8 protein-coding genes are annotated in these 13,872 nt (G+C 69.0%); all 8 read right to left on the reverse strand.

Annotation, left to right across the window (positions count from 1 at the left end; translation table 11 throughout):
* Positions 1–27: 27 nt before the first annotated feature.
* Complete coding sequence (locus tag ACZ7OO_RS01870) at positions 28–1,272, reverse strand: right-handed parallel beta-helix repeat-containing protein (protein ID WP_471500500.1); 1,245 nt, start codon at positions 1,270–1,272, stop codon at positions 28–30.
* Entirely contained in the window at positions 1,269–3,203 is a 1,935-nt protein-coding gene (locus ACZ7OO_RS01875) for a right-handed parallel beta-helix repeat-containing protein (RefSeq protein ID WP_471500502.1), read from the reverse strand. Before ACZ7OO_RS01875 ends, ACZ7OO_RS01870 begins: the two co-directional genes overlap by 4 nt.
* Before the next feature lie 4 nt (positions 3,204–3,207).
* Positions 3,208–4,494, reverse strand: coding sequence for a glycosyltransferase family 2 protein (locus ACZ7OO_RS01880; protein ID WP_471500503.1), 1,287 nt, complete (start codon positions 4,492–4,494; stop codon positions 3,208–3,210).
* Between the two features lie 384 nt (positions 4,495–4,878).
* Positions 4,879–7,269, reverse strand: a complete 2,391-nt coding sequence (locus ACZ7OO_RS01885) for a galactose oxidase-like domain-containing protein (RefSeq protein ID WP_471500505.1) — start codon at positions 7,267–7,269, stop codon at positions 4,879–4,881.
* Positions 7,266–8,438 (reverse strand): glycosyltransferase, encoded by a 1,173-nt coding sequence (locus ACZ7OO_RS01890; protein ID WP_471500507.1) that lies wholly within the window; start codon positions 8,436–8,438, stop codon positions 7,266–7,268. Before ACZ7OO_RS01890 ends, ACZ7OO_RS01885 begins: the two co-directional genes overlap by 4 nt.
* The gene (locus tag ACZ7OO_RS01895; protein WP_471500509.1) at positions 8,435–10,075 is read right to left on the reverse strand and encodes an ArnT family glycosyltransferase; all 1,641 of its coding nucleotides are present in this window, start codon (positions 10,073–10,075) and stop codon (positions 8,435–8,437) included. Before ACZ7OO_RS01895 ends, ACZ7OO_RS01890 begins: the two co-directional genes overlap by 4 nt.
* Complete coding sequence (locus ACZ7OO_RS01900; protein ID WP_471500511.1) at positions 10,072–11,340, reverse strand: glycosyltransferase; 1,269 nt, start codon at positions 11,338–11,340, stop codon at positions 10,072–10,074. Before ACZ7OO_RS01900 ends, ACZ7OO_RS01895 begins: the two co-directional genes overlap by 4 nt.
* A 214-nt stretch (positions 11,341–11,554) precedes the next feature.
* The gene (locus ACZ7OO_RS01905; protein ID WP_471500513.1) at positions 11,555–13,585 is read right to left on the reverse strand and encodes a thioredoxin domain-containing protein; all 2,031 of its coding nucleotides are present in this window, start codon (positions 13,583–13,585) and stop codon (positions 11,555–11,557) included.
* Between the last annotated feature and the right edge of the window lie 287 nt (positions 13,586–13,872).

Consider the following 13,872-nt stretch of genomic DNA (forward strand, 5'->3'; position numbering starts at 1 on the left):
CCCGGGTGTGAGCCGGGCCCCTCGCCGTCAGGAGGAGCAGGCGACGTTGGCGAGACCCTTCGCCGCGTCGCTGGCCTTGTTGTCGCAGGCGACCTTGTTGTTCGCGACGGGCGCGAGATGGAAGCCGTAGCCGGGACCGTCCACCTGCGCGGTGTTGGCCTGGAACACGTTGCCGGTGCCCCAGCCGTCGAGGATCTGGTGGGTCTGGAACCCGTCCTCACTTGAGTGGCGGCCGACGTTGCCCTTGATCAGCCAGTCGTTTCCCTTGACGTCGACCCAGGAGTCGTTGTGACCCCCGCTGAGCTTGGCGCCGTCGAAGGTGTTGCCGATGAGGGAGCCGCCGGTGGTGCCCTCCTTGATGTCCACGGACTCGGCGGTGGTGGCACTGACATGGTTGCCGCGGATGATGTTGTCGTCGCTCTTGTCGGGCTTGCAGTCGCTGATGGTGCACCAGTTGGACTCCGCGGAGCCGACGTAGATCCCCTCGCCGAAGGTCTCCTTGCGCTTGCCCGTGTCGCGGACGGTGTTGCCCTCGACCACGTTGCCGGAGCTGAAGTCACGCAGGTGGATGCCTTCGTCGCCGATGTTCTCGACGGTCAGGCCCTGGATGACGGTGCCCTGGACCTTGTCGGCCACGACCCCCTTCTGGCCGTTGCGGACCGTGAAGCCGAGCAGCCGCCAGTGGCTGGCGCCGTCCAGGTGGAAGGCGTAGCCGCCGCCGACGTCACCGGCGTCGATCACCGCGCCGGGGCCGCCGCACAGGAAGATCGGCCGGTCCGCGGTGCCGGGGTTGGCGGCGGTGAACCGGTCGTCGTACACCCCGTCCTGCATCTTGATGACATCGCCGGGCTGGGCCTGGTCCAAGGCTCGCGCAAGGGACTTGGCGTCGCTGACGGTGACCGTGGCAGCCGGGCACTTGACCGGTCCGGACGCCGCGGCCGAGGCGGAGCCGGCCGCCGTGGGGGCGGCCGTCCCCCCGTCGGACGTCGTACCGCTCGGGGCCGGATCGGCAGCCGTGGCACCGGAGTCGTCCGTGGGTGTGGCCACCGGAATGGTGGGACCCGCGTCGGGGCCCGCCCCGTACACCACGGACGGGCCGTCTCCGCCGGAGGCGGCCGCCGCGACAAGCGCCACCACCGAGATCACCAGGGCGGCCGAGGCCACCCACAGCGGCGGACCGCCGGAGAGCCGGATCCGGCGCAACCGCTCCCCCGCCGTGGGCTGCGTTCCCGATGTACCGGCCCCTGCGCCGTCCGGTGTGTCGTCGCTCATTCGCTCATCACCGGAGTCCTCCGGCGGCCTGCCACCTCGATCTCGTTCGGGGGCGGGGTGGGCAGCGGTGCCTTGTCGGAGTACGGATGGACGATACGGCCGGCCAGCCGGGCCCGCCGTCTGCGCCGGCCCATGACGGCCGAGAACAGGATCAGCAGCAGGATGCCCGTCCACAGCAGAGTCATCGGGCTCGCGTAGTGCTTGACCTTGACCCAGAAGGAACTGGTGTCGTACCAGGCGAAGGTCTGGTTCTCCTTGATGTCGGCTCCGCCGTGGGAGCGGCTGGAGTCCAGTGCGCTGGGTCCGACCCCGCCGATCACGTTGAAGGAGACCGTCGTACCGTCCACGCCACCGACCAGGCTGACACCGTGGTTGGTCGCGTCCTGGACGGTGTTGCCGCGTATCTCGGCGGCCGAGTCGCGGACGTACACGCCGGTCTCCGGGCCGTCGATGATGTTGCCGGTGACCGTGGCGCCGGTGACGCCGTCCCGTACCGAGATGCCCTGCCGGTTCTGGCCGGTCAGACGGTTGCCGGTGATGGACACCTTGTCCGCCGCCAGGCGGGCCACGATCCCCATGTCACCGCCCTCGATACGGTTGTTCTGCACCCCGACGTCGAATCCGCCGAGCACCTCGACACCGTAGCGGCCGTTGTCCTTGGCCACGCTGTTGGCGACCGAGTTGGAGCCGTAGCTGTCGACGGCCTGCCCGGAGGCGGAGGGGCCGTCGGCGAGCGGCTTGCCGCTGAGGGTGTAGCCGTTGCCGCCGTTGCCCTCGGCGGTGGAGCCGCTGACCCGCACCTGCTGAGTGGCGCGGGAGAGGATGAATCCGTCACCGCCGTTGTCCTTCGCGACCGTGCGCTGCACGAGCGAGCTGGAGACGAACCGGTGCAGCACCACACCGTCCTCCAGGCTGTCCTGCACGGTGGTGTCACTGATCTCGATCCCCGTGGCACTGGAGATGAAGATCCCGAAGGCGTTGCCGGTGATGGTCGAGTGCGTGATCGACCCGGAGACATAGGAGAGGCCGCCGGTGGAGAAGCGGGCGTCGGGAGTGGTCAGTTCGCCGGAGGGCATGGCCGTGACATCACTGTTGCCGGACCTCCCGCTCTGCGTGTCGGCCTGCGCCTTCGCCCGGTCACGCGCGGTCTTGCCGTGGACCTGGCCGGTGTCCTGCAGCGAGCCGGTGTTCGGCCGGTCGGTGCCGGTGAGGCTGAGCCCGCCGGTGCGGCCGCTCCAGAACCCGAGGTTCGAGAGTTTGGTGTGCGTCATCTCGAACTGGCCGCCGATGGTGCGGATATAGGCGCGGCCGTCCCGGACGTCGGTGTCGGCCTTGTTGGCCTGCGGGTCCCAGCTGGTGATCGTCAACGGCGCCTGGGCGGTGCCCTGGAGGGCCATTTCGCCACCGAAGGAGACGATGGAGACGAAGCCGGTGCGGTTGCTGGCCATCCGCAGCGTGAGGCCGCCCGGGTTGGACAGCTTCAGCTTGGCGCCGACGTTGAGGTAGATGTTCTCGGTCAGCAGATACGAGCCGTCCTTGCGCCGCACAAAGGTCTGCGGGGCGAGTTTCAGCAGGTCGGCGATGGTGTAGGCGTTGCTGCGCTGGGTGAGCACCAGGGTGTATCCGTTGTCGGTGTCCAGCCGGAAGGGCACGGTCCACTTGGTGCTCTGCAGGGGCGCCACCGAGGTGAAGGCCCGTACCTGGTTGAGCCGGTGGTCCTCGTCGGCGACCAGCGCGGCCTGGGTCTCCGCGTCCTCCGCGGCCAGTTTCTGCTTGTCGCCGTCCCCGTCGGCGTGGGCCGCGGTGGACGTGCCCAGCAGCAGCGTGACCGCCACCGCGAAGGCGCCCAGCAGCGCCGCCGATCTGGCACCCGCCCGGCGCAGCCGGATGCCGGGGCCCGGTCTTCTGGCAGTGACGAGCTGTGCTGACATGACGTCAGATCACCTCCGGCTGGAGAGCGGAGTGGTTCTGCCCGCCGCCGGAGAGGGTGGACGCGCTCTGGCCCTCGCCTCCGACGCTGGTGGAGCTGCGGGTGAGCCAGCCCTGCTTGTTCATGGTGACGAAGGCGTACAGCTTGATCGGCAGCGAGATCATGATGACCACGAGAGCCGTCAGCGGCAGCAGCAGGATCTCCTGCGGATGCCTGCGCAGATGCGAGTAGCCGCGGACCGCACGGCCCAGCATCAGCCAGACCAGGGTGAGGACAATGCCCCGCCCGCTGAAGTCGAGCCGGCTCAGCAGCAGGTAGCCGAGTGCCATGCCCATGGTCACCGGGGTGAGCAGGATCTGCAGCACGGTGATCTTGGTGACCAGCGGGGCCCGCCACAGCCACCCCTTGTAGACCGCCGTCAGATAGCACCGGTAGGAGTTGCGGCTCCACCGGACGCGCTGCTTCACGAAGGCGCTGAAGGACGACGGGAACATGGAGATCGCCCGCGCGGAGGACTGGTGCACCGTCTTGTAGCCCGAGGCGAGCACCAGCCAGGTCAGTCTGCCGTCGTCGCCCGCCACACAGCGGCGGCCGAAGAAGAACTCGTTCTCCAGGTTCTCCAGCACCGGCAGGACCGCCTCGCGGCGGTATGCCGCCGTACGGCCGGACAGACAGGCCACGGCGCCGGCCCGGCCCATGGCCGGAACGTAGTCGTAGTAACGGAGGTTGACCAGCCAGTCGGCTATTCGGCGCCAGACACTGGTGGTGCGCTGGTAGACGTTCTGCTGGGTGCCCACCCCGCCGACCGTGGGGTCCGCGAAGGGCATCTGTACGGCGTCCAGCAGCCCCGGCTCCCAGCGGGTGTCGGAGTCCACCAGGACGAGGAGCTCCCCGGTGGCCGCGCGCATGCCGACCCCCAACGCGGAACGCTTCCCCCTGTGTTCGAAGGCGAGCACCCGGACCCGGGGGTCCTCCACCAGCGACAGCCGGTGCAGAACCTCGTGGTCCTCCACGTCGGGGACGATGATGATCTCAGCGGGATCCTGGGCGAGCCAGGTCTCCAGGCATTCCAGCAGGATGTCGGGGTCTTCCCGGTACGCCGGGACCACCACGGAAACACTGGTGCGGAAGTTGTTGACGACTGGCTTGGCGAACCGGGAGAGCACCGCTCGGTACAGCCAGAGCGCCCAGACGAAGAGTCCGGCAAGCCCCAGCGGCATCAGCTCTCGCCACGAAGTTTCCCCCACAGCCTCGACGATCCACGACCAGACCTGGTCGAAGAACTCGGACAATGTTGTGCACTCCCCCCACATAACACGGCTGCCGCGGTCCAAAAGTGACAGAACCGGGCACTGTTCCAGCGATGCTAGGAGATCTTGGGTGAACAGGGGTCACACAAAATGCAAATTTCACTTACAAAATCTTCACACGCCAAGCGCCGCAGGCATGCAGAACCGGCGGACGACAGGTGCGCAGGACCCCCAGTTCCCCAATCCCTCCCCGGCCGTGACAGCGCGTCACACGCGTCACGGCGCGGGCAGGATCATATGGGGGTGATATGAAGAGCACGAACTCGTCCGATAAATGACATGTTTCGGCGCGACGAGCGGAAAGCGCGATTCGTTCGAACACGCACACGAGAAGGGGCGCGACCAGCCCCCGCCTACCCGCAGCGACTACCGCACATCAGCCACCCCGCACACCACCCCGTCCCGATTCCGGTCAAGCCCCAGCGGATCATCCTTGCCGTTGACCGTCAGCCGCCCGTACCGATTCAGCTTGAGCCAGGCGCAGCGAGCCGCCGCCGTCTTCCTGACCCCCCTCGGGAACACCGTCGGCACACACACGTTCACCGACCCGTAGTGCCGGTCGCACCCGGAGACCGTCGTACCGACCGGCTGCGAGGCCCGCTTCTTCCCCGCCCCCGAGGTCTTCCCCGAAAGGGAGTCGGCGAAGGAGTGGACGTGCGCCGAGGCATCCCCCAGGGCGGCCGGCCCCTGCAGATGCACCCACTTGGCCACCGACGGCACCCCGTTCGCGTCGACCGCGAACAGCATGTACCAGCCGGGCGGAGCCAGATCGGGATTGCTGGTGACGTTGAGGTCGACGTTGTTGCCGTCGACGGACAGCGGCAGATCCACGAACCGCTGGTTCGGGTCGGAGGAGTGGGTGACCGCGGCCGGACGGATCAGCTCCGCCTTGGCGACGGGCCGGTCGACGGTGATCCGCTGGGTGTCGCCGTACTTCCACTCCTGGTTGATCACCGAAGTGATCGTCGGACGCGCACCCTTGTACAGATAGGGCGGGGTGTAGATCGACACGTTGTGGTTCCACGTCCCGTTCCCGGGGTTGTCACCCGTGGTCATGACCCGCCCGTCGGGCAGCAGGAACGCCGACGAGTGGTAGCCGCGGGCCTCGGGATCCGCGGCCACGGAGTCGAACGCGTTGGTGTCCGGGGAGTAGATCGACGACTCGTACACCGGGTTGGCGCGGTTGTGCAGCGCGCCGCCCGTCTCGAGGACCTTGCCGTCCGGCAGCAGTACGGCGGAGACGTACATCTTGCCCTGGTTCCCGGTCTCGGCCACCGGCCCGTTGCCGAGATCGACCGTGCCCTGCGGAAGGGGCGGCCCGGCGACGTACGACGGGTTCGGGTCCTTCAGGTCGATCAGGTCCGTCAGCCGGTTCGCGTCCGGGTTGGACTCGATGTTGCCGCCGCCCAGCGTGAGGACCTTCTGGTCCTGCGCCGGAGGCAGCAGCACGCTCGCCGACTGGTCGCGTTCGTCCTTGTTCCGGAGCCCTGGGATCTGCGTGATCGTGTTGGCGCCGTAGTCGTAGACCGCGGAGCCGGTGCCCGGGATGTTGTTGCCGAAGACATGGCTGCCGGAGTAGAAGAGCCGCCCGTCCTGCATCAGGATCATGGCCGGGTACAGCCCCCAGTACGACCAGGTCTGGTGCACGTCCCCGAGACCCAGCCACTTCTGCTGGGCGTCCGACCAGTACTCCGCAGTCACCGACCCCGACGAATCCTCCCGGAGCCCACCGAAGGAGATGACGTCACCGTTGCCCAGCTCGGTCGCCGACGGGTACCAGTGGCCGTCGTTCAGGTCGTTCGTCCTGGTGTAGGTCTCGGTGGCCGGGTCGAAGACGTACGAGTCCTTGTACCCCTCGTAGCCGTGCCCGCCCGCGACCGGGTAGGCCTTGTTGCCGCTCATCACGAGCACCCGGCCGTCCTGCAACTGCACGTGCCCCGAGCAGAACATGTCCTTGGGCGTCGGGATGACCTTGTACGTGCCGTTGGCCGGGTCGTACAGCGCGCTGGTGAAGCTGCCCGCCGCGAAGTTCTCCTCGCTGTTGCCGGAGCCGGCGATCAGCAGCACCTTGCCGTTGTTTAGGACGACCGAGTGCATGGAGCGGACCGGGTTCTGGGTCGGCAGCACCTGCCAGCTGCCGTCCGCGCACTGGGCGTTCGTGCCCGTGCACTGAGGCGGCGGCACGACATCGGCCACCTGGTCCATGGTGTAGTCGTCCGTGGTCACCGAGCCCGTGCCGTAGACCGAGACACCCCAGGTGATGCGGTCGGTTCCGGCGGGGACCTCGGGTGTGCGGACGGTCGCCCGGGTGTACGCGGAGGCCATGTCCAGGGTCTTCAGGTCGGTCCAGTACTGCCAGCCGGCCGTGGTGTCGTGCCGGAACAGGGTGACCGCCGTGTCCGGGGTGGTCGACCTGTACCAGAGCGAGAGGTCGTACTGCTTGCCCGCCGTGACGACGGGCGCGCACTCGGTCGACTCGGTGATCAGCGCCTTGCGGTCGCCGTCGACCCGCCGGCTCAGCGTCACTCTCATCGCCTTGGCACCGCTGTGGGCGTCGGTCGTCGTCTCGAAGCCGAAGTCGTTGTCCCCCCAGCCGGACTTCTCCCAGCAGTACGGCATGCCGTCGGTGCCGGCGGTCTCGAAGCCCGGGTTCTTGACGAGGTTGGCCGCCTCGGCGGGCTGCGGTGCGGTGAGCAGCAGTCCGGCGGTCAGGGCGCCCACCCCGACCAGTGCCGTCCTTCTGTGCTTCTTGGTCACGCGGCTCTCCTTGCGTCTTTCGTGCGGCGCGGCAGATAGACCAGTGCCTCGGTCCCGGCGAACCGCAGGACGAACGTCGTCACCAGGGCGAGCGCGGTGGCGGGCAGCGCGCCCATCCCGAACCGGCCGACGAACAGGGCGATCAGCGGGATACGCAGCACCAGGTCGGCGTTGGCGAGCAGCGCGAACCGGCCGACCCGGTCCCACCAGCGGCGATGGGCCCGCCGGTCGCGGAACAGCAGATGCTCGATGAGGACGAGGTTCCAGGCGACGCCGAGCTGGTTGGCGAGGATCTCGGCGGGGACGTAGTGCAGACCGAGCGCGGTCAGCGCCCACAGCCCGACGAGGTTCGGCACGAAGCCGCTCAGCCCGATCAGCCCGAAGCCGACCATGCGGGCGACGGGCGAGGCGGTGCGCAGGCCGGCCAGGTGGCGCAGGAAGCGGAGGCCCTCCTGCGCGGTCGACTTGGACTCGCCGGCGTACCGGTCCTGGAAGACGAAGGGGACCTCGGCGACCTCGCGCGGCCGGCTCCGGACGGCCAGCTCAAGGAGGATCTTGTAGCCGAGCGGCTTCAGCACATCGGCCGTCACCGCACTGCGCCGGATCGCGAAGAAGCCGCTCATCGGGTCGCTGATGCCGTGCAGCTTGCGCGGGAACAGGGACTTGGTGAGCCAGGTCGCCCCGCGCGAGACGGCGATCCGGTAGCTGCCGGCGAGCCCGGCCCGGCTGCCGCCCTTGATGTACCGGGAGGCGACGACGAGCCCGGCGTTGCTCCGCTCCCCGGTGGCCACCAGCTCCGATACCAGGGACGGCGGATGCTGGCAGTCTCCGTCCATGACGACGATCCACTCGGAGGTGGCCGCCTTCAACCCCTCCACGACGGCCCCGCCGAGCCCGCCCACCGGCTCCTCGCGGTGCACTACCGCCACCGGGAACGGGCAGTCCTGCGCGGCCTGCTGGATGACTTCGGGGGTGTCGTCGGTGGAGTCGTCGACGAAGACGACCTCACAGGGCAGCCGCGCCGGCACCGACTCGGTGATCTGGTGCAGCAACTGCCGAACGTTCCCGGACTCGTTGAAGGTCGGTACGACGATGGTGACGGCGCCCGGCTCGGGGACCTCCGTCGCCTCCAGTCCCGCCGCGGGGACGGTGTACTCGTGGCTGCTCAACTGGCACCCCCTGCGATCTGCCGGATCTCGATGCGGTCCGCGCCGGTGCCGAAGGTGGCGACCGGGGTGGAGTGCTGGAGCGCGGCCCTGACGTTGGGCAGGTCGCGGGCGTCCCGCCGTACCGTCGGCGAGGCGACCACGTAGTCGAGGTCCCGCCAGCCGTGCGGCATGGTCTTGGTGACGGCCGGGTCGAGGTCGGCCTTGTAGAACCAGATGACCCCGAGGCCCGGCCGGTAGCCGTCGTGCACCAGGTCGAGCCAGAGCGCGTCGTCGACGAGGACACGGGTGCGGACGGGGTCGGCGACCCGGGTGCCGAGCCAGTGCGAGGCCTTCCGGTAGGAGGCGTTGGCGTCGGCGGTGACGGCGGTGCGATCACCGTCGTACCACTTGGGCACGGTGTACGCCCCGGCGGCCAGGGCGAGTACGGCGGCCAGCGCGTACCGGCCGTAGGTCACGGCCCGCTTCTCGCCCTCGGCCCGCCACCTGCGCAGCACCGCGTGGGTGACGGAGGCGGCGGCCCCGGCGAGGACCAGGGCGAGGAACGGGAGCGTGCCGATGATGTACATCGCGGGCAGATAGCCGTTGGGGCGAAGAGCGACGGCGGCCAGGATCGCCACGGTCAGCGCCGGTCCGGCGAGCGCGCGGGCGGTGACCGACCAGCGGTGGGCGACGAGGAGCAGCAGGGCCGCGGCGAGTCCGCCGGCGGGCAGCACCCGGTCGTAGTACAGCCAGGAGTGCAGCACACCGTACGAGCCGGACGAGGTGTCCAGGATGAAGCCCGAACCCGGCCTGGACATCTGGTACTTGATGCCGTCCCAGAGCGAGACATGGCCGGCGCCCGGCAGCAACTCACCCTTGAGGAGGGCGAACAGGGGGTACGACAGTCCGGCCAGGGTGCAGGCGGTGACGGCGCCGGTGAGGGCGAACTTGCGGGTGTCGGCGTGGCCGTGCCGCCACATGGTGACCAGCAGGGCGGGCAGGACGACGAGCATCGTCTCCTTGGTGAGCACGCCCGCGGCGGCCGCCAGGCCCGCGCCGAAGTGGTGCCAGAGGTGGCGGCTGGGCGAGGCGGCCAGGCAGAAGGCCAGCAGCAGCCACATCACGGCGATGTTGTCGAGGAAGATCTCACGCTGGAGGACGACCGAGAGCGGCGAGAGCCCGAACAGGGCCATACCGAGGCCGGCCGCCCAGCGGGGCAGCGAGAGACGGCGGCCGAGGACGTAGACGAGGACCGTGCTGACAGCGCTGACCAGCAGCATCGCCACACGCATCGAGCCGACGGTCATCAGCCCGGGGTCGATGGCGGAGGGTATCCAGGTGAGCAGGGCTATCTGGATCCAGCCCAGCGGCGGATGGTCGTACCAGTAGGTGTAGTGGGCCAGGCCCCGGCCCTCCTGGACCGCCCAGGCCTGGGCCAGATAGGTGCCCTCGTCGTCACTGAGGGTCGGGTAGTCGGCGATGTTCCAGGCCTGGACCGCGAGGATCGCGAGCAGCAGCACACCGCACAGAAGCAGGTCGGAACGGGAGGAACGGAGCCGGGGCGGAGGCGCTGTCCGACCGGTCGGACCTGTTTTCGGCACAGCTCTGCGCTGCGCGGGGACCTTGTGAGTGGTCACCGCGGGAAGAGTGGAGGTCACGCAGGAACGTCCTCTCGGATCGTCTCGGCCGCGGTGAGATGCGCGCCGACGTGAGTGGTCAACTCCCAGTCGTTCCGGCCGCGTTGCTCGCGCCACACTGCGCGGATCGCCGCTCCGGCGAGGAGGACCTGGTAGAAGGGGCCGCCGACGACGAGCTTCACGTAGTGGATGAAGCGCACGCGCAGCCCGTACTGCTTGCCGAAGTCGTGCAGGCCGACCACCTCGAAGACGAAGGTGACGGCGGCGGTGACGAGCGGCAGGAAGGTGAGGAAGGCGACGCCGACGGGGACGTCGAGGAAGAGGGCGACCGCCGCGTTCAGCGGGATGATCACTCCGGAGAAGGCCTGCAGGAACGGCGTCATCAGGGTGTAGCGGGCGAGCAACCGCTGCCCGAAGCCCGGGAGTTGCTTCCAGTCCTGCTTCCGGTAGACCTGCAGGAACCCCTGGTTCCAGCGGGTGCGCTGCTTGAGCAGCGACATGAGCGAGCCCGGGGTCTCCTCCTTGGTCACCATGTCGGAGTCGTAGGCGACGACGACCTTCTTGCCGACGGACGACAGGCGTACGCCCAGGTCGCAGTCCTCGGCGAGGCAGTCGGGGTCCCAGCCCTCGGCTTCCCTGAGCACGGCCGTCCGTACGAAGACGGTGTTGCCGCCGAGCGGGATGAACCCCTTCTGCGCGTGCAGATGCAGCCGGGAGCGGAACCAGAAGAAGTACTCCAGGCAGTTGCGCAGGCTGTACCAGCTGGAGTGGAAGTTGATGAGCTGGACACCGCCCTGGACGACGTCCGCCTCCGTGGTGCGGAAGGCGTGGTCGACATGGGCGAGCAGCTCCGGATGGACCTGGTCCTCGGCGTCGAAGACCCCGACGACATCGCCGCGGCAGTGCGGCAGCGCCGTGTTCATGGCCTTCGGTTTGTTCTTCTTCTCGTGGGTGTCGACGACGACCCGGACGCGCTTGTCGCGTTGTGCGGCCGCTCGGGCGACCGCGGTGGTCTCCGGATCGTCGTGTCCGACGATCACGATGATCTCGAAGTCGGTGTGCGTGGACTCCAGCAGCCGCTGGATGGTGTGGTCGAGCACGGCCTGCTCATGCCGCGCCGGCAGCAGCAGCGAGAACGACAGATGCTCGCCCCCGTCAGGTCTGCCGAACCGGGTGGACGCGAGCACCTCGGGCGTACGCCACGCGTGCATCTGCCACCACAGGGTGAAGGCAGCCATCCAGAACAAGGCGAGCGAGACGACCGTGATGAAGACAGACGTCAGCAAAAGAAGATCCCCCCAGATCCCAAAGCCCCCTGTACACAACGGTGAGTCACTACCGTCGCGTCTCTGTGCAGAGCCTAGGGGGGATCTGTGAAGCGCGGCAGCCGTTCCGATAAATAGCATGTTTCGGAACGGCCATGGCGTAAGCGGTATCTATCCGAACAGACGCGCAAATCCGGCCACTTGTTCCCCCGGCCGGGACAGCCCGCCTGGAGTTTCAGCCTCCCAGTGCCGCTTTCAGCCGCTCCGGGTCGGTGGTCGGGGCGTCGCAGGTGAAGTTGCGGCAGACGTATGCGGCGGCCTCGCCTCCGACGAGCGGCCGCCCGGCGAGCAGCGGGAACTCGTCACTCTCCGGAGTCCCCATGGCCACGACTGCGCCAGGGGCGGTACCGAGAAGGGCGGTGCGGTGCAGGGCCACAGTGCGGCTGTCCCGTTCGTCGGGTCCGACGACCGCGACCTCACGCGGCCCGTCGAGCAGCGCCTCGGCGACGGCGAGCCCCCACCCGATGAAGCGCGGCACCCTTGGCCCGAGCGTCCCGACCACGCCCAACGCCCTTTCCGCCGCGGTGCGATGAGGTTCCGACCCGGTGTGGGCCGCATAGCCGAGCAGCGCACCGGCGGCCGCGCTCCAGCCGGACGGCGTGGCGTTGTCGGTCGGGTCCTGCGGCCGGCGGATGAGCCGCTCGGCGTCGGAGGCGGTGTCGTAGAGGGCACCGGTCTCCGGGTCGGCGAAACGGGCCAGGACATGGTCGAGCAGCAGCCCGGCGAACTCCAGCCAGACGCCCTCACCGGTCACGGACGCGAGCGCCATGAAGCCCTCGGCGACATCGCCGTAGTCCTCCAGCACGCCCGCGTTGGCGCCTACCTGGCCGTCCCGGCTGGTGCGGGCGATCCGCGCGTGGTCGTCGAGATGCAGCCGTACGAGGAGATCGGCGGCACCGACAGCGGCCTCGACCAGATCGGGGCGGTCGAAGTAGGCGCCGGTCTCGGCGAGCGCGGCGACGGCGAGCCCGTTCCAGGCGGCGACGACCTTGTCGTCCCGGCCGGGCGCGGGGCGTTCGGCTCGCTTCGCCAGCAGCCGCCGCTTGATGGATTCCACCTTCTCGGCGTCGAACACGCCCTCCTGCTGCGGCAGTTGCAGAACGGACTGGCCGTGTTCGAAGGTGCCGGCCTCGGTGACACCGAAGTACTGGGCGGCGAGGTCCGCGTCCGCGCCGAGGACTTCACCGAGCTGCGCGGGCGTCCACACGTAGTACGCGCCCTCGACGTGCCCGCCGGTCCCGTCGTCGCTGTCGGCGTCGAGGGCGGAGGCGAACCCGCCGTCGTGAGTGCGCAGTTCCCGGACCATGAAGTCGGCGGTCTCCAGGGCGACCCGGCGGGCCAGCTCCGACCCGGTCGCACGCCAGAGGTGCGCGTACACCCGGCACAGCAGGGCGTTGTCGTACAGCATCTTCTCAAAGTGCGGCACGACCCAGTCACGGTCGACGGAGTACCGGGCGAAGCCGCCGCCGAGCTGGTCGTAGAGGCCGCCACGGGCCATACGCTCGCAGGTGTCGGCGGCCATCTGCAGCGCCCCCTCGGAGCCGGTACGGGCATGGTGCCGCAGCAGGAACTCGATGACCATGGACGGCGGGAACTTCGGGGCACCGCCGAACCCGCCGCGCTGCGCGTCGTACTCGCGGGTGAGCCCGAGCAGCGCCTGGGCGAGTTCCTGCTCGCCGGGCGGCTGGGCGCCCTGATGGCTGATCTCCCGCTCGGCGAGATCATGGACGATCTTCCCGGCGACCTCGGCGACCTCGTCCCGCCGGTCGGCCCAGGCGGCCCGAACACCCTCCAGGACCTGCCGGAAGGAGGGCATGCCGTGACGCGGCGCGGGCGGGAAATAGGTACCGAAGTAGAAGGGCTCGGCGTCGGGCGTGAGAAACACGGTCATGGGCCAGCCACCCTGCCCGGTGGCGGCCTGCACGGCCTCCATGTAGACGGCGTCGACGTCCGGCCGCTCCTCACGGTCGACCTTGATGGAGACGAAGTGCTCGTTCATGAAGGCTGCCGTCGCCTCGTCCTCGAAGCTTTCCCGAGCGAGAACGTGGCACCAATGGCAACTTGAGTAACCGACGCTGAGCAGCACCGGAACCCCTCGCCGCCGTGCCTCCTGAAACGCCTCCGCCGACCAGGGCCACCAGTCCACGGGGTTGTCGGCATGCTGAAGGAGATAGGGGGACGTTTCATGAGCCAGTCGGTTCGGCATACGCCCATCCTCCCCCACAGGCTCCCGCCCGTCCCTCGACGGGCCGTGTCCCAGCTGACCGCCTCCGCCTTCTCCATACGGCGACGACTCGGCAGCCCTGCTGCTGGGCGGTCCGCTCGTTGATCCGCAACTGGTGACGCACGCCACGCCGGTCCCGCTGACGGAAGTCCTCGGATGTACGGGCGTACGACGCCACAGGGATCAGCCCACTGCGTTCAGGTGCGACAAGGTCGTTCACTGCTCCCCGTTCGACATTCAGCTCGACAGTCACAAGAACGATCGAGCGA

The organism is Streptomyces sp. NPDC111744, assembly GCF_055634995.1.

Coding starts and splice junctions, on each gene's coding strand:
- ACZ7OO_RS01875 (WP_471500502.1), bottom strand. CDS start 3,203: ATGTCAGCACAGCTCGTCACTGCCAGAAGACCGGGCCCCGGCATCCGG.
- ACZ7OO_RS01870 (WP_471500500.1), bottom strand. CDS start 1,272: ATGAGCGACGACACACCGGACGGCGCAGGGGCCGGTACATCGGGAACG.
- ACZ7OO_RS01905 (WP_471500513.1), bottom strand. CDS start 13,585: ATGCCGAACCGACTGGCTCATGAAACGTCCCCCTATCTCCTTCAGCAT.